Source organism: Streptomyces sp. T39 (genome assembly GCF_008042045.1).
Classification (GTDB): Bacteria; Actinomycetota; Actinomycetes; order Streptomycetales; family Streptomycetaceae; genus Streptomyces.
The window spans coordinates 2,640,989-2,661,266 of sequence record NZ_RDBP01000012.1; the positions used below are offsets into that span (position 1 = coordinate 2,640,989).

Genomic DNA, 20,278 nt, shown 5'->3' on the forward strand with positions numbered 1-20,278 from the left:
CGCCTTGACGGCCCCCGACCCCGAGCCGCCCTGGGCCGAACCCTTGCCCCCCGTCGGAGCCTCGAAGGACTCCAACGCCTCCAGCACGTCCTGGACACGGGAGATCTCCGCCTGGATGTCCTCGCGACGCCGCACCAGCACGTCGAGCTCCCGCCGGCCCTCCGCGATCATCTGCTCGGCCTCCTGCTCGGCCTCCGCCTTGACGCGCTCGGCCTCGCGGACCAGCTCGGCCTTCTTGCTGCCGGCCTCCTTCAGGAGCGCCTCCGCCTTCTTCACGGCGGCGATCCGCACCTTGCTCGCCTCGGAATTGGCCTCGGAGATCAGCTCCTTGGCCTTGGCCTCCGCCTCGGCACGCTGCTCCTCGGCGGCCTTGACCAGATGGTCGACGCGCTCACCGGCGGTCTTCATCTGCTCGGCCGTCTCCCGCCGGGCCCGCGTGTGCAGTTCCTCGATCTCGGCCTCGATCCGGGCCCGCAGCTCCTCGCCGCGCTCCCTTATGGCGGTCGCGTCCCGGCGCGCACCGACCAGCAGCTCGTCGGCGTCCGTACGGGCCTTCTCCACCAGCGAGTTGCCCTCGACGGTGGACTCGGCGACCAGCCGCTCGGCCTCCTTGCGGGCCGCGCCCACCATGGTGTCGGCCTGCTCCTCGGCCTGGGTCGCGGCGCGCAGCGCCTCCTCCTGGGCCTTCGCCATCAACTGGTCGGCCTGCTCGGCCGCGTCGGCACGGCGCTTGGCCGCCGCCTCGCGCGCCTCGTCCAGCAGCCGGTCGGCCTCCGCGCGGGCCTCGGAGCGCATCCGCTCGGCGGCCGACTCGCCCTCCGCCTCGACCCGGCGCGCCTCGGCCGCGATCCGCTCGGCGGCCTGCTGCGCCGATCCGACGGTCTCCGACGCCTCCGCGCGCAGCCGCTCGGCCTCGCCGGCCGCCTCGGCGATCAGCTGGTCGGCCTGGGCCGCCGCGTCCGCCCGCCGCTTGTCGGCCGCCCGGCGCGCCTCGTCGAGGACCTGCTCCCGGTCGGCGCGCACCGCGGCGCGCATCTGCTCGACCTCGGTCTCGGCGTCCGCCTTGATCTGCTCGGCCTCGGTGAGCAGCCGGGTGGTCTCCGCGTCGGCCGCCGCCCGCAGTTCGGCCGCCTCCGCGTGCAGCCGCTCCGCCTCGGAGGTCGCCTCACCGATCAGGGCGTCCGCCTGAGCGGCCGCCTCCGAGCGGATCCGGTTGGCGTCGTCGCGGGCGTCGGCACGGGTGCGCGAGGCGTCCTGCTCGGCCGTCGCCACCGCGTCCGACGCCTCGGTGCGCATCCGCTGGGCGTACTCGGCGGTGTCGGCCCGCAGCCGGTCCGCCTCCGTGATGGCCTCCGCCGTGGTGCGCTCGGCGAGCGCCCTCGCGGCGTCCGTCTCCTCCTGCGCCCGCTCCCGCAGCCGGGCCGCGTCCTCGGCGGCACGCTCCCGCTCGGCGTAGGCGTCGGCGCGGACCCGGTCCGCCTCCTCCTGCGCCTCGCCCCGGGTGCGCTCGGCGGCGTGCTCGGCCGCGCTGCGCAGCCCGGCGATCTCCTGCTCGGCCTGCTCCTGGAGGCCGTTGACGGATTCGCGGACCTGCTGGGCGGTCTGCTCGGCCGCCGCGACCATCTCGGTGGCACGGCGGTCGGCCTCCTCGACCAGCCGCTGCGCCTCCGCCTGCGCCTCCTCGACCCGCTTGCGGGCGGACGCCAGCAGCTCCTCGCTCTGCTCCCGGGCCCGCTCGCGCTCCTGGTCGGCCTCGGCGCGCGCCGAGTCGAGCGTCTCCTCCGCGGCCCTGCGGCGCCTGGCGGCCTCCTCCTGGGCGGCGGCGAGCGCCTCGGCCGCCTCGGCACCCACGCGTTCGGCGGCGGCCGCCGCCTCGGTCCGCACCCGGTCCGCGGTCTCCTGCGCCTCGGTCTTGAGCCGCTCGGCCTCCGCCGCCGCGTCGCTGTGCAGACGCACGGCCAGCGCCTCGGCCTCCGCGCGGGAGGCGGACGCGTCGGACGCGGCCTCCGTGCGCAGCCGGTCGGCCTCCCGCTCGGCCTGCTCCTGGAGCGTGCGCAGCCGCTCGGCGGCCTCGGCGCGCAGCCGCTCGGTCTCCTCGGCCGCCTCGCGGCGGATCCGCTCGCCCTCGGCCCGCGCCTCGGCGAGGTTCTCCTCGGCGGCCGCCAGCCGGCTCTCGGCCTCGGTGTGCAGCCGGGCCAGCTCACCGGCGGCCTCCTCCTGCCGTGCCGCGACCGCGCGCTCGGTGTTGGCGCGCAGGTCGGCGGCCGCCGTCTCGGCGGCGGAGCGCACCGACGCGGCCTGCTCCTCGGCCTCGGCGCGCAGCCGGTCGGCCTCCGCGCGGGTGCGCTCCAGGGTCTCCTCGGCCTGCTTGCGCAGGGCGGTGGCCCGCTCGATGGCCTCGGTGCGGACCTTCTCGCTGTCACCGGCGGCCTTGGCGCGCAGCTCGTCGGCGTCCGTACGGGCCTTGGTGAGCAGCTCCTCGGCGGTCCTGGCCGCCTCCTCGATCTGCTGGACGGCCTCGCGCCGCGCCTCGCCCCGGATCCGCTCGCCCTCGGCGACGGCCTCGGCCCGCAGCTGCTCGGCCTCGCCGCGCAGCCTGCGGGCCTCCTCCTGGAGCTCGACCGTCTTGGCGCGATACTCCTTGGTGTCGTCCTTGGCCGCGCCCTTGAGCTGGTCGGCCTGCTCGGCGGCCTCGCCGCGCAGCCGGTCCGCCTCGGCCTCGGCCTCCCGGCGGATGCGCTCGGCCTCCTCGCTCGCGGCCCGGGTGGTGGCCTTGGCGTCCTCGGACGCCTTGGTCAGCACCTCCTCGGCGGTGCGGGCGGCCTTGGCGAGCTGGGCGGCGGAGTCCTCCGCCGCCGCCGTGCGGGCCTTCTCGCCCGCGGCGGCGACCAGCTTCTCGGACTCGGCCCGGGCGTCCGCCAGCGCCGCCTCCGCCTCCGCCTTGAGGGTCTCGGCCTCCTTGGTCGCCTCGGCGACCAGACGGGCGATCTCCGCCTTGGCGGTGCGGGTGCGCTGTTCGTTGACCGACTCGGCCGACGCCAGCTGCCTGGCGGCCGACTCCTTCGCCTCGGAGACGAGCTTCTCCGCCTCGGCCCGGGCCTCGCGGAGCTTCTCCTCGGCCTCCTGGAGGCGGGACCCGGCGGTGCGGCTGAGTTCCGCGGCCTGCTGACGGGCCTGGTCGGACTCGGCGGTCGTCGAGGAACGCAGCTGCTCCGCGTGGGCGGTCGCCTCCTGCGCCTGGCTGGACGCGGCGTTCAGCAGCCGTTCGGCGTCCTTGCGGGCGCGCAGCAGCAGCGCCTCGGCCTCGGCACGGGCGGCCTCCGCCTCGCTGCCGAGCCGCCTGCGGCTCTCCTCCGCGATCCGTGCGGCCTCCGCGCGGGCCGCGGCCAGCGCCTGCTCGGCCTCCGCACGGGACTGCTCGACGAGACGCTGGGCCTGGGACTCGGTGCGGGCGCGCAGCTGTTCGGCCCACGCGACGTTCTCGTTGACGTGCGACTCGACGGTCTGGCGGCGTTCGGCGAGCTCCTGGTCGAGCCGCTGGCGGCGCTGGACCGCCTCGGCGTGCAGCTCCGCCTGGAGCCGGGCCTGGTGCTCGGCGTGCTCCTGGAGGATGCGCTGGGTCTGGGCGCGGGCCTCGCGCAGCTCGCGCTCGGCGTCCGAGCGGAGCTGGTCGGCCTGGATCTGCGCGTTCCGCAGCAACTGCTCGGCCTGGTAACCGAGATCGCCGGTGTCGTAGGAGGGGCGGGAAGCGAGATTGCGGCGTGCCTCGTGGAGCTTGGCACGCAATACCTCGACCTGGTAGCCGAGGTCCTCGGCATGCTGGACGGCCTTCTCCCGCTCGGTCTTCAGCCGGTCCATCTCGGCTTCGAACCGCGAGAGGTGGTCGTCGTCAGCTCGGTGGCTCTCCTGGCGTTCGTAGCCCCGCACTGCGCGGTCCCATCCGTCCCCTGGTCGCAACTGTCTCCAAACGAGCACCGTTCCCCGGCGAACGGCCCCCCGGGGAATGGTGACAGATCGACGACGGAGACGCGGAACGGCCCCGACCCGGCCCCGGCCCGGAACGGCCCACTCTACCGGGCCGGGAAAGGGTCGGTCAGTGCTCCGTCCGGGAGGTGACGAGTTCGGTCAGCACGCCGTGGCAGTCCTTGGGGTGCAGGAAGGTGATCCGCGAGCCCATGGAACCGGTGCGCGGCTCGTCGTAGAGCACGCGGACGCCCTTCTCCCGGATGTCCGCGGAGTCCCCGTCCACGTCCGCGGTGCCGAAGGCGATGTGGTGGACGCCCTCGCCGTTCTTCGCCAGCCACTTGCCCACCGCGGAGTCCTCGCGGGTGGGCTCCAGGAGCTGGAGGTAGGAGGCCCCGCCGTCGGAGGTCTCGTTGATCTTGAGCATGGCCTCGCGGACGCCCTGCTCCTCGTTGACCTCGGAGTGGAACACCTCGAAGCCGTATGTCGCCCGGTAGAACTCGACGGTCTTGTCGAGGTCGAAACAGGCGATCCCGATGTGGTCGATTCGCGTCAGCATCCCCCAAGTGCAGCGCCCGGCGGCCGGTTACGCAACGTGCGCGCGATCACACCCGCGGGCCGGTGACCCGGATGAGCCGCGCTCAGTACATTTGAGTAAACCCTCGTTCACTCCTCAGCTGCGGCTGAAAGGGGATCGTGCACATGTCTGAAACGACCGGTAACACCTCCGTGATCGTCGCGGGCGCCCGTACGCCCATGGGCCGCCTGCTCGGCTCGCTGAAGTCGTTCTCCGGAGCCGACCTCGGCGGCTTCGCGATCAAGGCCGCGCTCGACCGGGCCGGCATCGGCGGCGACCAGGTGCAGTACGTCATCATGGGCCAGGTGCTCCAGGCCGGGGCGGGGCAGATCCCGGCGCGCCAGGCCGCGGTCAAGGGCGGCATCCCGATGAACGTCCCCGCTCTCACCATCAACAAGGTGTGTCTTTCGGGCCTCGACGCCATCGCCCTGGCGGACCAGCTCATCCGCGCCGGCGAATTCGACGTGATCGTCGCCGGCGGCCAGGAGTCCATGACCAACGCGCCGCACCTGCTGCCGAAGTCCCGCGAGGGATACAAGTACGGTGCCATCGAGATGCTCGACTCCATGGCCCACGACGGTCTGACCGACTCCTTCGAGAACGTCGCCATGGGCGAGTCCACCGAGAAGCACAACACCCGCCTCGGCATCCCGCGCGGTGTCCAGGACGAGATCGCCGCCCTCTCCCACCAGCGGGCCGCCGCCGCCCAGAAGAACGGGCTCTTCGAGGCCGAGATCACGCCCGTCGAGATCCCGCAGCGCAAGGGCGACCCGATCCTCTTCTCCAAGGACGAGGGCATCCGCGCGGAGACCACCGCCGAGTCCCTGGGCAAGCTGCGTCCCGCCTTCGCCAAGGACGGCACCATCACCGCGGGCACCTCCTCCCAGATCTCGGACGGCGCGGCGGCCGTCGTCGTCATGAGCAAGGCCAAGGCCGAGGAGCTCGGCCTGGAGTGGATCGCCGAGATCGGCGCGCACGGCAACGTCGCGGGCCCGGACAACTCCCTCCAGTCGCAGCCGTCCAACGCCATCCGGCACGCCCTGACGAAGGAGGGCCTGGAGGTCGGCGACCTCGACCTCATCGAGATCAACGAGGCGTTCGCCGCGGTCGCCCACCAGTCGATGAAGGACCTCGGCGTCACCCCGGAGAAGGTGAACGTGAACGGCGGCGCCATCGCCCTCGGCCACCCCATCGGGATGTCCGGCGCCCGTGTCGTCCTCCACCTGGCGCTGGAGCTCAAGCGCCGCGGCGGAGGCGTCGGCGCGGCCGCGCTGTGCGGGGGCGGCGGGCAGGGCGACGCGCTCATCGTGCGCGTCCCGGCCAAGTAAGTACCGGCTAGTCAAGGAGCGATTGCGTCATGGTGGACGTCCCCCAGCTGGTGGCCCAGGCGAGAGAGGGCAGGCCCCGGGCCGTGGCCCGGCTGATCTCCCTCGTCGAGGGGGCGTCCCCGCAGTTGCGGGAGGTGATGGCGGCGCTGGCGCCGCTCACCGGCGGCGCGTACGTCGTCGGTCTGACGGGGTCGCCCGGCGTCGGCAAGTCCACCTCCACCTCGGCGCTGGTCTCGGCCTACCGCCGGGCGGGCAAGCGGGTCGGCGTGCTCGCCGTCGACCCGTCGTCCCCGTTCTCGGGAGGGGCGCTGCTCGGCGACCGGGTCCGGATGTCGGACCACGCGTCCGACCCGGGCGTCTACATCCGCTCCATGGCCACGCGGGGCCACCTCGGCGGCCTCGCGTGGGCGGCGCCGCAGGCGATCCGCGTCCTGGACGCCGCCGGATGCGACGTGGTCATCGTCGAGACGGTGGGCGTCGGGCAGTCGGAGGTGGAGATCGCCTCCCAGGCCGACACCTCCGTGGTGCTCCTCGCGCCCGGCATGGGCGACGGGATCCAGGCCGCCAAGGCGGGGATCCTGGAGATCGGCGACGTCTACGTCGTCAACAAGGCGGACCGGGACGGCGCGGACGCGACGGCCCGCGAGCTCAACCACATGCTGGGGCTGGGCGAGGCCCGCGGGCCGGGGGACTGGCGTCCGCCGATCGTCAAGACGGTCGCCGCACGGGGCGAGGGCGTGGACGAGGTCGTCCAGGCGCTGGAGAAGCACCGCGCCTGGATGGAGGAGCACGGCGTCCTCGCCGAACGCCGGGTCCGCCGGGCGGCCACGGAGGTCGAGACGATCGCCGTCACCGCCCTGCGCGAACGCATCGGCGACCTGCACGGGGACCGCAGGCTGGGGGCGCTCGCGGGGCGGATCGTGGCGGGGGAGCTGGATCCGTACCGGGCGGCGGACGAACTCGTCTCCGGGCTGACGTCCGCCTGAGAGGGCTTCCGGCCGGGGCCGGGGCGCTTGCACCTCCGGGAGCCTCGCGCCCCGGCGCCCGGGGCCCTCGTGGGTGGGGCGCTTCTCGCGGCGTGGCCTCCGTGCCGGCGCCCTCGTGGGTGGGGCGTCCTGGCGGGGGCGCCGCCCCCTGCCCCCGCGCGTCCATCGCCGGCGGGGACGGGATGTCCTGCGCTTCGATCGCGGGCGGTCGGGGGCTGCTCCCGCACCTCCATCGCCGGCAGGGCTGGGACGGTGCGCGCCCCGCTCGGCGGTGCGCCCGGCTCGTCCCGCCCTCGCACGCCGACGGTGCCGGGCCCGCGGGGTGGGTCAGTCGGTGGTGACGGCGGCCGAGCGGGCGTCGATGCGGAGTTCGCGGTCGTCGTCGAGTTCGACCTCCCAGTGGTCGTCGCCCTCGTCGTCGAAGTCGACCGACGTCACGGTCGCGTCCGGATGCGCCTCGAGGGCCGCCGCGATCGCCTCCCCGGCGTCGATCCGGGCGTCGCGCAGCGCCGTGCGGCCGGCCGCGTCGTCGGAGTCGTCGGAGTCGCCGTCCTTGCCGGTGACGCGCACCGAGCCGTCGGAGGCGGCGACGGTCAGCTCGTGCTCCCGGTCGTCCCTGCCGAGCACGTCGACCTCCCACCGGCCGTCGCCGTCGTCGTCCAGGTCGACGGACTCCACCGCGCCGGGCGTCTTCCCGAGGGCGGCGGCCGCCGCCTGCGCGGCCGTGACGCCGCCGGACGCCGGGGCCCGGTCGTCTTCGCGGCCCTCGCGGTCGTCGCGCGCATCCCGCTCGTCGTCGCGGTCGTCGCGACCGCCGTCCTCGTCCGCCGCCGCCCCCGTGCTCGTCACCCGCGGCGCGTCGTCGTCCGACACGGCCACCGCCGTGTACGTGCCGCCGCCGACCAGGACCGCCGCCGTCAGGGTGGCGATGACCAGCTTGCGCTTCATGAGGATTCCTCCCGGATCGTTCCGTCGTCGTTCCTGGAGACACTGTTGCCCCGGCAGGCTGAAGCGGCCCTGAAGGCGGCTGAAGGGATCTTCAGCCGCGGTTTGCGACCCTGACCTCATGAGGTTGTTGATCGTGGAGGACGAGAAGCGGCTCGCCCTGTCCCTCGCCGCCGGGCTGACCGCCGAGGGTTTCGCCGTGGACGTCGTCCACGACGGGCTGGAGGGACTGCACCGGGCGGCCGCGGGCGTGCACGACCTGGTCGTGCTCGACATCATGCTGCCCGGGATGAACGGCTACCGGGTGTGCGCGGCCCTCCGCGCCGCCGGTCACGACATGCCGATCCTGATGCTGACCGCCAAGGACGGCGAGTACGACGAGGCAGAGGGCCTCGACACCGGCGCCGACGACTATCTGACCAAGCCCTTCTCCTATGTGGTGCTCCTGGCACGGATCCGGGCGCTGCTGCGTCGCAGGGGCCGGGCCGGCGGCTCGCCGGTGCTGGCCGTCGGCGATCTGCGGGTGGACACGGCGGCGCGCCGGGTGCACTGCGGTGAGGCCGAAGTGACGCTGACGGCGAAGGAGTTCGCCGTGCTGGAGCAGCTCGCGCACCGCGCGGGCGAGGTGGTGGGCAAGCCGGAGATCCTGGAACACGTCTGGGACTTCGCCTACGAGGGCGACCCGAACATCGTCGAGGTCTATGTGAGCGCCCTGCGCCGCAAGCTCGGCGCGGGCCGCATCCAGACGGTGCGCGGCGCCGGCTACCGGCTGGTCGAGGCGTCATGAGGTCGGTACGGGCCAGGGCGGCGATCGGCGCCACCGTCGTCGTCGCCGTCGCGCTGATCGCGGCCGGTGCGGCGGTGCTGCTCACCCTGCGTTCCAGCCTCATCGACCGCACGGACCTGGAGGCGGAGGTCGTCGCCCGCGATGTCGCGGCGCAGCTGGCGACCGATGTGCCGCCGGGCCGGCTGGAACTCCCGGACGACGAGAGGCGGCCGGTGCAGGTGGTCGCCGAGGACGGCCGCGTCGTGGCCGTCAGCGAGCAGCTGGAGGCGATCTCGGGGACGTCGAGCACCGAGGTGGTGCCCGGTCCGGCCCCGGGCGGGACCGGCGACGAGGGCGACGATGACGACGACGACCCCGCCCGGGGCGAGGTCTCGGGCGACGAGCCGCGCTTCTCCTCGGGGGCCGCGACGGTCGACGGGGACCGGGCCGACTACCGGTTCGCCTCCGTGGAGGTGACGTCGGGCGAGCGGCAGCAGACCTACACGGTGCACGCCGGGGCGCCCCTGACCACCGAGCAGGACGCGGTGGGCACCGTCCGGGACGCGATGCTCGTCGGCCTGCCGCTCCTGCTGGCCGTCGTCGGCTCGGTGACCTGGCTGGTCACCCGCCGGGCGCTGCGGCCGGTCGAGGGGATCCGGAGCGAGATGGCGGCGATCACGGCATCCGAGGACCTCTCGCGCCGGGTGCCGGAGCCCCCGTCCCGGGACGAGGTCGCCCGGCTGGCCCGTACGACCAACGAGACGCTGGCCGCGCTGGAGGCGTCGGTGGAGCGTCAGCGGCGGTTCGTGGCCGACGCCTCGCACGAGCTGCGCAGCCCGATCGCGTCGCTGCGCACCCAGCTGGAGGTGGGCGCCGCCCATCCCGAGCTGCTGGACGTGCCGGGGGCGGTCGAGGACACCGTACGGCTCCAGCAGCTGGCCGCCGACCTGCTGCTGCTGGCCCGGCTGGACGCGGGGGAGCGGCCGGGCGGAGCCTCGGTGGACATGGGGCGGCTGCTGCGCGAGGAGGTGGCCCAGCGCTCCGGCGACCGGGTCGCGGTCCGCGTCGACGCCGGCGAAGGGCCCGAGGTGAGCGGGGCACGCGGTCAGCTGGCCCGGGTGGTGGGCAATCTGCTCGACAACGCCCAGCGCCACGCTGCGACCGAGGTCACCGCGATCGTGCGGTCCGAGCGCGGCCAGGTCGTGCTGACCGTCGGGGACGACGGCGAGGGCGTGCCGCCTGCGGAGCGGGAGCGCATCTTCGAACGGTTCGTGCGCCTCGACGACGCCCGCACCCGTGACGACGGCGGCGCCGGGCTCGGTCTGGCGATCGCCCGCGACGTGGCCCGCCGGCACGGGGGCACGCTCACCGTGGGCTCCTCGCCCCGGGGCGGAGCCCTCTTCGAGCTGCGTCTGCCGGCGGCGGGCAGGGGCCCGGCGGCACGGTGAGAGCGTGGATGTTTCCGCGGTGTTGCAGTCTTCTGGCCAACTCCGCGGGCGCTCTTCCACCCCGTCCGGACGGTGCCTAAGGTCCGGTGTCGGCCGCCGGGAGCACACACACGCCGGCGGCGCCGTCCGTGCACGCGACCGAGGAGCGACCATGGCCCACCACGCCCTGTCGGAGTCCGCCTACGACCGCAGGCGGCTGCGCCAGTGGTCGCGGGGCGAGGCCCGCGGCGCCGGTCTCCACCGGCGGGAGATGCTGGGGCTGCTGGCCGCGGCCGGGGCGTCCCTCCCGCTCGCGGGAGCCGCGTCCGGCGCCGCGGCCGCGGCCCCCGGCCCGTCCTCCGCGGCGCCGGCCGCCGCCCCCGGGATCGTCAAGCCGCTGCCGCCGGAGCTGTTCACGGTGCGCGGCACCAACGCGGAGACGGTCTTCTCGTCGTTGCGCGGCACGGGGGTGCTCACCCCTGCCGACCGCTTCTTCGTCCGGAACCACACCGTCACCCCTCGGATCGACGCGGCCGGCTGGGAACTGACGGTGTGGGGGAGCGGGCTCGGCGGCGGGCCGGTCCGCTTCTCGTACGACGAGCTGAGGGCCCTGCCGGCCACCACGGCCACGGCCTTCGTCGAGTGCGCGGGCAACGGCCGCAGCTTCTACACCACCCAGCAGGGGCAGCAGGTCAGCGGCACCGCGTGGACGCTGGGCGCGATCGGCGTCGCCCGCTGGCGCGGGGTGCGTCTGGGCGAGGTGCTGCGCCGGGCGGGGGTGACACGGCACGCCGTCGACGTCCTGCCGCGCGGTCTCGACGACGAGGTGGTCAGCGCGGGCGTGAACCTGGGCCGCGTCCGCAGGCCGCTGCCGCTCGCCAAGGCGCTGGACGACGTGCTGCTGGCGTACGAGATGAACGGCGAGCCCCTGCCGCCCGACCACGGCCACCCCGTGCGGCTGATCGTGCCGGGCTGGGTCGGCATCTCCTCGGTGAAGTGGGTCGGCGACATCGAGGTGAGCGACGAGCCGCTCTACACGCCGTGGAACACCGACATGTACCGGCTGTTCGGCCCGGAGCACCCGCCGCAGGGCAGTGCTCCGCTGACCCGGCAGACACTGAAGAGCGCGTTCGAGCTGGATCGGGACGCGACCCTGCCGGCACGGCGGCCGGTGCGGCTCACCGGGCGCTCGTGGTCCGGCGCCGCGCCGGTGCGCGAGGTGGAGATCAGCACGGACGGCGGAGCGCACTGGCGCCGCGCCCGGCTGCACGACGTGCCCCGTCCGGGCAGCTGGGTGCGCTGGTCCGCGACCTGGGTGCCGACGGCGCCGGGGCCCGCGGTGCTGCTGGCACGGGCGACGGACCGGGCCGGGCGGACCCAGCCGGACGTCTCGGTGCACAACACCCAGGGCTATCTCTTCGACGCGGTCGTACGGCACCCGGTGACCGTGGTCTGACCGGGTGCCGGCGGCCGCACCGGTCAGAGCTTGCCGCGCCTGCCCCGCAGGTGCTCGGCGACGGGGGTGAGCGAGGCGCGCAGTTCGGCGAGCGCCTCGGGCGACATCATGTCGATGAAGTGCTTGCGCACGGAGGCGACGTGGTGCGGTGCGACCTTGCGCATGGTGTCGACGCCGTCGTCGGTGAGCACCGCGTACAGGCCACGGCGGTCGGACTCGCAGTTCTCGCGCCGGACGAGTCCGGCGCTCTCCATACGGGTGATCTGGTGGGAGAGGCGGCTCTTCGACTGGAGGGTGGCCGCGGCGAGGTCGCTCATCCGCATGCGCCGCTCGGGCGACTCGGAGAGGTTGACCAGGATCTCGTAGTCGTTGTTGGTCAGGCCGAACGGCTGGAGGTCTTTCTCGAGCTGGTGCATGAGCAGCTTGTTGACTTCCAGGTGCGTGCGCCAGGTGCACTGCTCTTCGTCGGTCAGCCAGCGCGTGGCCGTCTCGGTCTCCATATAGAGATACTATCCTAAGAAGTTGAAATATGGACGAAGTCGGGGAGTGTGACGTCTCCTGCCCCGCGCGCAAGCGTGCGCGCCAGGGGTGCAGGCGTTCGACGTCACACTCCGCAGACTACCGCTCACAGGCCGAAGCGACGCTGGAGGTCGCCGAGCTGGCCGGGAAGACGCGGTGCGGATCCGTGCTGACCGCCGCCCGGCGCCCCCGGGTGCCCGCCGGGAACGCCCGGCCCGCCGCCCACGACGCCGGTCGCCCGCTCCGGCATCAGCACCTCGCTCGACTGCAGCAGCACCGTGCCCGCGCCGACGAACTCGAACTGGTGCTCCTCGCCGGACGCCCCGCCCACGCCGGTGAGCGCGCGCAGTCCGCCCATGACCCCGGACATGTACCCGTGGTCGTAGTGGTGGCACGGCGAGGGGCAGTCCGCCCAGCCCACCAGCGCCTGCGGGTCCACCCGCACGGGAGGCTCCATGAACACCACCGGCCCGTTGGACGCGGCCACGAACGTGCCGGTGCCGATCAGGGTCAGGAAGCCCGGCACGATCGACTGCTTCAGGGCCAGCGTCGGCTGGTAGGCGAGCAGGTTGCCGGCCCGGATGGTGAGGTTTCCGTCGTCGAGGTCGAAGGAGTTCACGTCGAAGGCACGGTCCGCGAGCAGCATCTTGCCGCTGCCCTCGGCGACCACCCAGTCGCTCGCGTGCAGCGGCGAGTGGAAGGAGGTCCGCATCAGGCGGTCGAGCCGCCCGTGGCCGATTCCGTTGAAGTCGATGCGCCCGTAGTAGGCGATCATCTTGCCCTTCTGCAGGAACCACGGACTGCCCTTGAGCTCCACGCAGAAGGTGTACGCGTCGACGTTGTCGTCGCTCGGCAGGGTCGAGGGGTCGTGGATGACGGGCGTGCTCACAGCTTCTCCTCCGACGCCTGGACGTAGACCGCACCGCTGCCGCTCAGCTCCAGCTGGAACGCCTCGCCCGAGCCGCGCCCCACCATGTCACGCCAGCCGAGGGCGGTGGAGAGCTTGTTGCGCACGTCGCCGTGGTGGGCGACGTACGCCTGCGGGTCGACGTGGACGGCCCGCCCCGGGGTCACGGGCAGTTCGATCACCCCGCCGTGGGCCATCACCGCGACCGCGCCGTGGCCCTTCAGCGTCGTGGTGAACAGACCCTGGCCGGTGACCTGTCCGCGCACCATGCCCATGACCCCGCCCTGCGAGCCCATGAACATCGTGCCCTGCGTCAGGGTGCCGTCGAAGGCCAGCAGCCGGTCGGCCTCGACGTAGAGGGTGTCGCCGGAGAGCTGGATCACCTGGATGTGGTGCCCGCCGTGGCCGAACATGACCGTGCCGTTGCCCTCCACGGTCATCAGGGGCGTCGCCTCGTTCGCCACCCGGCGCCCGATCATGGACATCACGCCGCCCTGGCCGCCCTGGACGTTGGGCGTGAACGACACCTCGCCGCGGTAGGCGAGCATCGCGCCCCGCTGGGAGAACATCTTCTGCCCCGGTGCGATCGTGGCCTCGACCACCCGGGAGTTCACCTCTCGGAACGGCATCAGACGTCGCCCCCCACCGTGTTGCGCTCGCTGGGCTGCACGTACACCAGGCCGTCGCCCTCGAAGCGGATCTGGAACGCCTCGCCGCCGCCCTCGCCGAGGAACGTGCGGAAGGTCACGCCCGACTGGAAGTCCTGGCGCAGGCTGCCCTGGTGGGCGATGTACGCGCCGGGGTCGACGGAGAGCGGGTACTGGGGCGTGACCCGCAGCACGACCGCGGGCCCGTCGGACATGATCGCGGCCTGTCCGGTGCCCTCCACCGTCGTGGTGAACAGACCGTTGCCCTGGGACGCGCCCCGCAGGCCCGTGAACGTGGTGCCGGTGCGCAGCCCCCCGTCGGTGCACAGCAGATTGCTGGACTCGACGTACAGGGTGTCGCCGGTGAGCCGTACGACGCTGATCTCGCTCGCCCGGTCGGCGAACCAGCAGGTCCCCTCCCCCTTCACCTCCATCACGGTCATCTGCTCGCCGGTGAGCCGGCGGGTGACCATCCCGCGCAGGCCCTCGCCGCCGCCGGACAGCTTCTTGAAGGTCATCCGGCCGTCGTAGGCGACCATCGAGCCGTTCTTCGCGTTGACGGTGTCGCCGGTCATGTCGACGGCGAGCACCTTGCTTCCCTGGAGTCGGAACGTTGCCACGGACAGGACGGTAACGGGTCGACCCGGCCCCGGACAGGGCCCTTGAGGAGGATCCGGACCCTGACAAAGGCTTGGCAAAGAAGGCTGCCACAATGGGTCCGGCGCTTGTGCACCGATTCACAAGATCGCCTCGCCCCGCCATGCCCACTTCGACGTCGAAGGTGCCTCACGTGGACATCAAGACCGCATCCTCCCTCCACCGCCTCCGCCTGGTCTCGGCGCCCGAGGCCGTGTCGTTCCTCCTGCTGCTCGTCTGCTCGGTGCTCAAGCGCACCACGGACTTCAACGCGGTCCCGGTCATGGGTGCGATCCACGGCTTCCTCTTCGTCGTCTACGTCCTCTTCTGGCTGGACGCCTGGAACCGGACCAAGTGGAGCCTCGGCACCGCCGCCTTCTACTTCGCGATGTCCGTCCTGCCCTTCGGCGGCTTCTTCGCCGAGCGCCGGCTGAAGCGCGAGGCCGCCGACGCCGTCATCGCCTCCCGCGCCCGCGCCGAGGGCACGGTGAACGCATGATCGTCGCGTTCTCCGTCACACCGCTCGGTGTCGGCGAGGACGTCGGCGCCCATGTGGCCGAGGCCGTGCGCGTGGTCCGCGAGTCCGGGCTGCCGAACCGCACCGACGCGATGTTCACCACCCTGGAGGGGGACTGGGAGGAGGTCATGGACGTCGTCCGGCGCGCCGTCGCCGCCGTCGAGGCCCGTGCGCCGCGTGTCTCCCTCGTGCTGAAGGCGGACATCCGTCCCGGCGTCACGGACGGTCTCACCTCCAAGGTGGAGACGGTGGAGCGGTACCTCGGCGGCTGACCCCGCTCCGAAGCTCCCCGAGCCCCCGGCCCTGGGCCGGGGGCTTGCGCGTGCCCGGCAGCGGAGGCGGGGGCACTCCCGGACCGGTCGCCCGGCGCGCCGTCCGCCCCCCCCGGGAGGCCGCCGCCTCCTGTCCGCTTCCGCGTGCCCGGTGCGCAGGTCAGCTCTCGGGGGAGGCGGCAAGGGTGGTCCCGAGCGGGGTGCGCTCGTACAGCACCTGGTGGCCGTAGCGGCGGGAGGTGAGCAGACCCGCCTCCCGCAGCACCGCCAGATGCGCCGACACCGTCGACGGCGCCAGGGACAGCCGCCGGGCCAGCACCGAGGTCCCGGCCGGCTCGTCCAGCGCGCACAGCACATCGGCGCGCACCCGGCCCAGCAGCGCGCCCAGCGCCGCCGGGGTCCGGCCCGTCGGGCGGGTCCACAGCCCGCCGATCCCGCGCACCGGGTAGATCACGGCCGGCTGCCAGGGCGGCTCGTACCCGCTGATCACATCGGGCCAGCAGAACACGCTCGGCATCAGCACCAGGCCGCTGCCGCCGAGGACCCGGGTGTGGTCACCCCGCATGCCGGCGATCGTGAGCGTGGACTCCTCCCAGATCAGCCGCGGGCTCAGCTCGCCCACCAGCCGTTCGAAGCCGCCCTCCGCGAGCCGCCGCGAGTGGTGGGCCACGTCCGCCTCCAGCAGCGCGCGCAGCCGGGGCCACTCCGGTTCGACCAGGGTGTGCCACGCCTGCTCGACGAGGTCCGCCAGCCGCGCGACCGTGCGGGCGGGATCGGCGAGCAGCGCCCGCCCGGCCGGGCTGTCGCGGCGGCCGGGGACGGAGTCCAGCGCCGCCCGGATGTCCGTCAGCGCGACCTCGGGGGGCGTCGCCCGCACCCGGACGATCTCCTCCTCGAACGAGGCCGCTGACCCCTGCGGCACCGGGCAGATGAAGTCCGGGTTGTGGCCGCCCGCCGGCATCAGCATCCACAGCGGGCGCAGATCGAGCGCGGCGGCCGCCTCCCTGATGCGGCGCAGCCACGGCAGGTGGTATCCGTGCCGCTCGGGCCGGTCCAGGGTGCGCACCGCCTCCTGCGTCTCCCACAGCGGGGACACCGCGAACCGGCAGCGCAGCAGGTCCTCTTCGTCGAGCAGCAACTGGAACGGCATCCGCCCTCCGGCGTGGATTCGGCTGGGGACGAAAGTCTAGGGAGCGGCCGCCCGTCTCGGCACCCTGTCCCCATGTCGAGCCCCGTTCACCCGGAGGAGCCGGTCCGCCCCGGCTACCGCGCCGTTTTCCGTGTCCGCGAGTTCCGCGCCGTGTTCGCCGCCCATCTGCTCTCCCTGCTGGGTGTCGTCGTCGCGGAGATCTCGCTCACCGTCCTCGTCTACGGACTCACCGGCTCCCCGCTGCTCGGTGCGCTGACCTTCGCGCTCGGATTCCTCCCCTATGTGGTCGGCGGGACGCTGCTCGCCTCGGTGGCCGACCGTCACCCCGCCCGGCGGGTGCTGGTCGTCTGCGACCTGGTCTGCGGGGGCTGCGCCCTGCTGATGGCGCTCCCCGGCACCCCGGTCGCGGTCCTGCTGGCGCTGCGCTGCGCGCTCGCCGCCGTCGCGCCCGTCTTCACCGGGACGCGGGCCGCGGCCCTCACCGACATCCTCGGCGAGGGCGAGCTCTACGTCCTCGGGCGTTCCCTGTTGCGGATCGTCTCCCAGAGCGCGATGTTCGCCGGTTTCGGTGCGGGCGGCCTGCTGCTCGCCTTCGTGTCACCGCGCCGGGCGATCTGCCTGACCGTGCTGACGTTCCTGTGCTCGGCGCTGCTGCTGCGCTTCGGCACCCGGGCCAGGCCGGCGCGGGCCGGGCAGGCCCCGAGGACCCCGGCCGCGGCCGATTCGCTCGCCGCCGCCCGGCGGCTGCTCGCCGACCGGCGGGTCCGGGCGCTGATGCTGCTCTTCTGGATCCCCGCGCTGTTCGTCGTCGCGCCCGAGGCGCTGGCCGCCCCCTATGCCGACGCGCTCGGCGCGGGCCCCGGTGCCGTCGGGCTGATGATGAGCGCCATGGCCGTCGGCCATGTGGGCGCCGAGCTGTACGCCGGGTCCAGGCTGAGCCCCCGCAGCCGCGACCGGATCGTGCTCCCGCTCGCCGCGCTCGGCACGGTGCCGCTCGCCGGGTACGCGTTCCTCCCCGACCTGGGCTGGGCGCTGCTGCTGCTGGTGCTGAGCGGGGCGAGTGCGGCCTACCTCATCGGGCTCGACCGCTGGTTCGTCGGCGCGGTGCCCGAGGAGCTGCGCGGGCGGGCGATGACCCTGATGACCGCGGGGCTGATGACGGCGCAGGGCGTGGGCATGGCGCTCGCGGGGCTCGCGGCCGAGTTCTGGCCGGTGCACCACGTGGTGGCGGGCTCCGGGGTGCTCGGTGCCCTGTGCTGCCTGGTGCTGGTGGCCCGGGCCCGGCGGCACGGCGTGGGCGCCACGGCACTCGCGGCACCCGTGCCGACCGAGGTGCGAGACGGGGCTGACCACGATGTGACCAATGGGTAAGGTCGTGCCGTGCCGAAGCCGCTCAGTCTCTCCTTCGATCCCATCGCCCGGGCCGACGAGCTCTGGAAGCAGCGCTGGGGTCCCGTGCCCTCGATGGCGGCGATCACCTCGATCATGCGGGCGCACCAGATCCTGCTCTCCGAGGTGGACGCGGTCGTCAAGCCGTACGGCCTGACCTTCGCCCGCTACGAGGCGCTGGTGCTGCTCACCTTCTCCAAGGCGGGTGAGCTGCCGATGTCCAAGATCGGCGAGCGGCTGATGGTGCACCCGACCTCGGTGACCAACACCGTGGACCGGCTGGTCCGCTCCGGGCTGGTCGCCAAGCGTCCCAACCCGAACGACGGGCGCGGCACCCTCGCCTCCATCACGGACAAGGGCCGCGAGGTGGTCGAGGCGGCCACCCGCGACCTGATGGACATGGACTTCGGCCTCGGCACCTACGACTCCGACGAGTGCGCCGAGATCTTCGCGATGCTGCGGCCGCTGCGGGTGGCCGCGCACGACTTCGACGAGGCGTAGGGCCTTCGTCCGGATCGGGGCACGCGCGCCCGCCGCGATCCGGAGGAGGGGCCCCGGCCCCCGGCAACCCCCTCGAAGATCGCCCTGTCGGGCCCGGTTACGCTCGATGCCATGAAAGCGAATGTGCTGACCCGTTACCGGGTGATGGCGTACATCACCGCCGTCTGGCTGCTCGTGTTCACGGGCGCCATCGTCCTGAAGTACGGGTTCGACACCGGCGACACCATGCTGATCTCGCAGATCCACGGTGTGCTGTTCATCGTCTACGTGATCTTCGCCTTCGATCTGGGGTCGAAGGCGAAGTGGCCGTTCGGGAAGCTGCTGTGGGTGCTGGCCGCGGGCTGCATCCCGTTCGCCTCCTTCTTCGTGGAGCCGAAGGTCACCCGCGAGGCCCGCGCCCTGATCGACGGCGGCACCGCGGCACCGGCCCGGGCCGAGGCGTAGCACTCCGGGCTGCACGGGTCCTCCGAAGCGCCGCGGGCACGGCTCGCGGCGCTTTGCCGTCGACAGATAGTAGGACGTCCTAGTAAATTCGAAGCATGGACGCTGACGCCATCGAGGAAGGCCGCCGTCGCTGGCAGGCCCGTTACGACAAGGCCCGCAAGCGGGACGCGGACTTCACCACGCTCTCCGGGGACGAGGTGCAGCCGGTCTACGGCCCGCGCCCCGGGGACCACTACGAGGGCTTCGAGCGCATCGGCTGGCCCGGCGAGTACCCCTTCACCCGGGGTCTGCACGCCACCGGCTACCGGGGCAGGACCTGGACCATCCGCCAGTTCGCCGGCTTCGGCAACGCCGAGCAGACCAACGAGCGCTACAAGATGATCCTCGCCGCCGGCGGCGGCGGACTCTCGGTCGCCTTCGACATGCCCACGCTCATGGGCCGCGACTCGGACGACCCGCGTTCGCTCGGCGAGGTCGGCCACTGCGGTGTCGCCATCGACTCCGCGGCCGACATGGAGGTCCTGTTCAAGGACATCCCTCTCGGCGACGTCACGACGTCCATGACCATCTCGGGTCCGGCCGTCCCGGTCTTCTGCATGTACCTGGTCGCGGCCGAGCGCCAGGGCGTCGACCCCGCCGTGCTCAACGGCACCCTGCAGACCGACATCTTCAAGGAGTACATCGCGCAGAAGGAGTGGCTCTTCCAGCCCGAGCCGCATCTGCGTCTGATCGGCGACCTGATGGAGCACTGCGCGCAGGGCATCCCCGCGTACAAGCCGCTCTCGGTCTCCGGCTACCACATCCGCGAGGCCGGCGCGACGGCCGCGCAGGAGCTCGCGTACACCCTCGCCGACGGCTTCGGCTACGTGGAGCTCGGCCTCTCCCGCGGCCTGGACGTCGACACCTTCGCCCCCGGCCTCTCCTTCTTCTTCGACGCCCACCTCGACTTCTTCGAGGAGATCGCCAAGTTCCGCGCCGCGCGCCGGATCTGGGCGCGCTGGATGAAGGAGGTCTACGGCGCGAAGACCGACAAGGCCCAGTGGCTGCGCTTCCACACCCAGACCGCCGGTGTCTCCCTCACCGCACAGCAGCCCTACAACAACGTGGTGCGCACCGCGGTCGAGGCGCTGTCCGCCGTCCTCGGCGGCACCAACTCCCTCCACACCAACGCCCTGGACGAGACCCTCGCGCTCCCCTCCGAGCAGGCCGCGGAGATCGCCCTGCGCACCCAGCAGGTGCTGATGGAGGAGACGGGCGTCGCCAACGTGGCGGACCCGCTCGGCGGTTCCTGGTACGTGGAGCAGCTGACCGACCGCATCGAGGCGGACGCCGAGAAGATCTTCGACCGGATCAAGGAGCGGGGGCTGCGGGCGCACCCCGACGGCAGGCACCCGATCGGCCCGATCACCTCGGGCATCCTGCGCGGCATCGAGGACGGCTGGTTCACCGGCGAGATCGCCGAGTCCGCCTTCCGCTACCAGCAGGCCCTGGAGAAGGGCGAGAAGAAGGTCGTCGGCGTCAACACGGCCACCGGCTCCGTCACCGGCGACCTGGAGATCCTCCGGGTCAGCCACGAGGTCGAGCGGGAGCAGGTGCGGGTGCTCGGCGACCGCAGGGACGGGCGCGACGAGGCGCGTGTGCGGTCCACCCTGGACGCGATGCTGGCCGCCGCCCGCGACGGCTCCAACATGATCGGGCCGATGCTGGAGGCGGTCCGCGCCGAGGCGACGCTCGGCGAGATCTGCGGCGTCCTGCGCGACGAGTGGGGCGTCTACACGGAGCCCCCGGGCTTCTGACCCCGGCCGATCCGAGCGGCCTCCCGTCCGTGCACCGGCACGGACGGGAGGC

General features: G+C 73.3%; 19 protein-coding genes. 11 read left to right on the top strand and 8 right to left on the bottom strand.

The window, feature by feature from the left end:
* The coding region (scy, locus tag EAO77_RS13115) for a polarized growth protein Scy (protein WP_261993882.1) at positions 1 to 3,927 on the bottom strand (3,927 nt) is incomplete at its 3' end.
* A 166-nt stretch (positions 3,928 to 4,093) separates the two neighbouring features.
* Positions 4,094 to 4,522: a methylmalonyl-CoA epimerase gene (gene mce, locus EAO77_RS13120; RefSeq protein ID WP_147988172.1), complete on the bottom strand. Its 429-nt coding sequence runs from the start codon at positions 4,520 to 4,522 to the stop codon at positions 4,094 to 4,096.
* Positions 4,523 to 4,665: 143 nt separating this feature from the next.
* Here mce and EAO77_RS13125 point away from each other — a divergent pair, with 143 nt between their 5' ends.
* Positions 4,666 to 5,868: an acetyl-CoA C-acetyltransferase gene (locus EAO77_RS13125; RefSeq protein ID WP_147988173.1), complete on the top strand. Its 1,203-nt coding sequence runs from the start codon at positions 4,666 to 4,668 to the stop codon at positions 5,866 to 5,868.
* 29 nt (positions 5,869 to 5,897) lie between these two features.
* Positions 5,898 to 6,854: a methylmalonyl Co-A mutase-associated GTPase MeaB gene (gene meaB / locus EAO77_RS13130; protein ID WP_147988174.1), complete on the top strand. Its 957-nt coding sequence runs from the start codon at positions 5,898 to 5,900 to the stop codon at positions 6,852 to 6,854.
* Between the two features lie 327 nt (positions 6,855 to 7,181).
* Here meaB and EAO77_RS13135 read toward each other — a convergent pair whose 3' ends face one another.
* The gene (locus EAO77_RS13135; RefSeq protein WP_147988175.1) at positions 7,182 to 7,802 is read right to left on the bottom strand and encodes a PepSY domain-containing protein; all 621 of its coding nucleotides are present in this window, start codon (positions 7,800 to 7,802) and stop codon (positions 7,182 to 7,184) included.
* 118 nt (positions 7,803 to 7,920) lie between these two features.
* On the opposite strand from EAO77_RS13135, the gene EAO77_RS13140 reads away from it, so the two are divergent.
* The 3 genes from EAO77_RS13140 to EAO77_RS13150 all read left to right on the top strand — a co-directional run bounded on the left by EAO77_RS13140 (position 7,921) and on the right by EAO77_RS13150 (position 11,448).
* Positions 7,921 to 8,586: a response regulator transcription factor gene (locus EAO77_RS13140; RefSeq protein ID WP_147988176.1), complete on the top strand. Its 666-nt coding sequence runs from the start codon at positions 7,921 to 7,923 to the stop codon at positions 8,584 to 8,586.
* Positions 8,583 to 10,013, top strand: a complete 1,431-nt coding sequence (locus EAO77_RS13145; protein WP_147988177.1) for a sensor histidine kinase — start codon at positions 8,583 to 8,585, stop codon at positions 10,011 to 10,013. The genes EAO77_RS13140 and EAO77_RS13145 overlap by 4 nt, the downstream gene beginning before the upstream one ends.
* A 151-nt stretch (positions 10,014 to 10,164) precedes the next feature.
* Complete coding sequence (locus tag EAO77_RS13150) at positions 10,165 to 11,448, top strand: sulfite oxidase (protein ID WP_147988178.1); 1,284 nt, start codon at positions 10,165 to 10,167, stop codon at positions 11,446 to 11,448.
* 23 nt (positions 11,449 to 11,471) lie between these two features.
* Here the strand turns inward: EAO77_RS13150 and EAO77_RS13155 are convergent, their stop codons facing one another.
* From EAO77_RS13155 to EAO77_RS13170, 4 genes are all read right to left on the bottom strand, one after another.
* On the bottom strand, positions 11,472 to 11,948 hold the full coding sequence (locus EAO77_RS13155) for a MarR family winged helix-turn-helix transcriptional regulator (RefSeq protein ID WP_147988179.1): 477 nt from the start codon (positions 11,946 to 11,948) through the stop codon (positions 11,472 to 11,474).
* 125 nt (positions 11,949 to 12,073) lie between these two features.
* Positions 12,074 to 12,856 carry an AIM24 family protein gene (locus tag EAO77_RS13160; protein WP_147988180.1) on the bottom strand — a complete coding sequence of 261 codons (783 nt, stop codon included), beginning with the start codon at positions 12,854 to 12,856 and terminating at the stop codon, positions 12,074 to 12,076.
* Positions 12,853 to 13,503: an AIM24 family protein gene (locus tag EAO77_RS13165; RefSeq protein WP_147988181.1), complete on the bottom strand. Its 651-nt coding sequence runs from the start codon at positions 13,501 to 13,503 to the stop codon at positions 12,853 to 12,855. The genes EAO77_RS13160 and EAO77_RS13165 overlap by 4 nt, the downstream gene beginning before the upstream one ends.
* A complete protein-coding gene (locus EAO77_RS13170; RefSeq protein WP_147988182.1) occupies positions 13,503 to 14,141 on the bottom strand; it encodes an AIM24 family protein in 639 nt (212 codons plus the stop codon). Before EAO77_RS13170 ends, EAO77_RS13165 begins: the two co-directional genes overlap by 1 nt.
* Positions 14,142 to 14,311: 170 nt before the next feature.
* Between EAO77_RS13170 and EAO77_RS13175 the strand changes: the two genes are divergently transcribed.
* Entirely contained in the window at positions 14,312 to 14,656 is a 345-nt protein-coding gene (locus tag EAO77_RS13175; RefSeq protein ID WP_147988183.1) for a DUF3817 domain-containing protein, read from the top strand.
* Positions 14,653 to 14,946 (top strand): MTH1187 family thiamine-binding protein, encoded by a 294-nt coding sequence (locus EAO77_RS13180; protein WP_147988184.1) that lies wholly within the window; start codon positions 14,653 to 14,655, stop codon positions 14,944 to 14,946. Before EAO77_RS13175 ends, EAO77_RS13180 begins: the two co-directional genes overlap by 4 nt.
* A 160-nt stretch (positions 14,947 to 15,106) precedes the next feature.
* Here EAO77_RS13180 and EAO77_RS13185 read toward each other — a convergent pair whose 3' ends face one another.
* Entirely contained in the window at positions 15,107 to 16,096 is a 990-nt protein-coding gene (locus tag EAO77_RS13185; RefSeq protein WP_147988185.1) for an ArsR/SmtB family transcription factor, read from the bottom strand.
* A 72-nt stretch (positions 16,097 to 16,168) separates the two neighbouring features.
* Here EAO77_RS13185 and EAO77_RS13190 point away from each other — a divergent pair, with 72 nt between their 5' ends.
* The 4 genes from EAO77_RS13190 (at position 16,169) to EAO77_RS13205 (ending at position 20,226) form a co-directional block, all read left to right on the top strand.
* On the top strand, positions 16,169 to 17,467 hold the full coding sequence (locus tag EAO77_RS13190; protein WP_147988186.1) for an MFS transporter: 1,299 nt from the start codon (positions 16,169 to 16,171) through the stop codon (positions 17,465 to 17,467).
* A 9-nt stretch (positions 17,468 to 17,476) separates the two neighbouring features.
* The gene (locus tag EAO77_RS13195) at positions 17,477 to 17,986 is read left to right on the top strand and encodes a MarR family winged helix-turn-helix transcriptional regulator (protein WP_147988187.1); all 510 of its coding nucleotides are present in this window, start codon (positions 17,477 to 17,479) and stop codon (positions 17,984 to 17,986) included.
* 111 nt (positions 17,987 to 18,097) lie between these two features.
* The gene (locus tag EAO77_RS13200) at positions 18,098 to 18,430 is read left to right on the top strand and encodes a DUF3817 domain-containing protein (RefSeq protein WP_147988188.1); all 333 of its coding nucleotides are present in this window, start codon (positions 18,098 to 18,100) and stop codon (positions 18,428 to 18,430) included.
* 95 nt (positions 18,431 to 18,525) lie between these two features.
* Entirely contained in the window at positions 18,526 to 20,226 is a 1,701-nt protein-coding gene (locus tag EAO77_RS13205) for a methylmalonyl-CoA mutase (RefSeq protein ID WP_147988189.1), read from the top strand.
* Positions 20,227 to 20,278 lie beyond the last annotated feature (52 nt).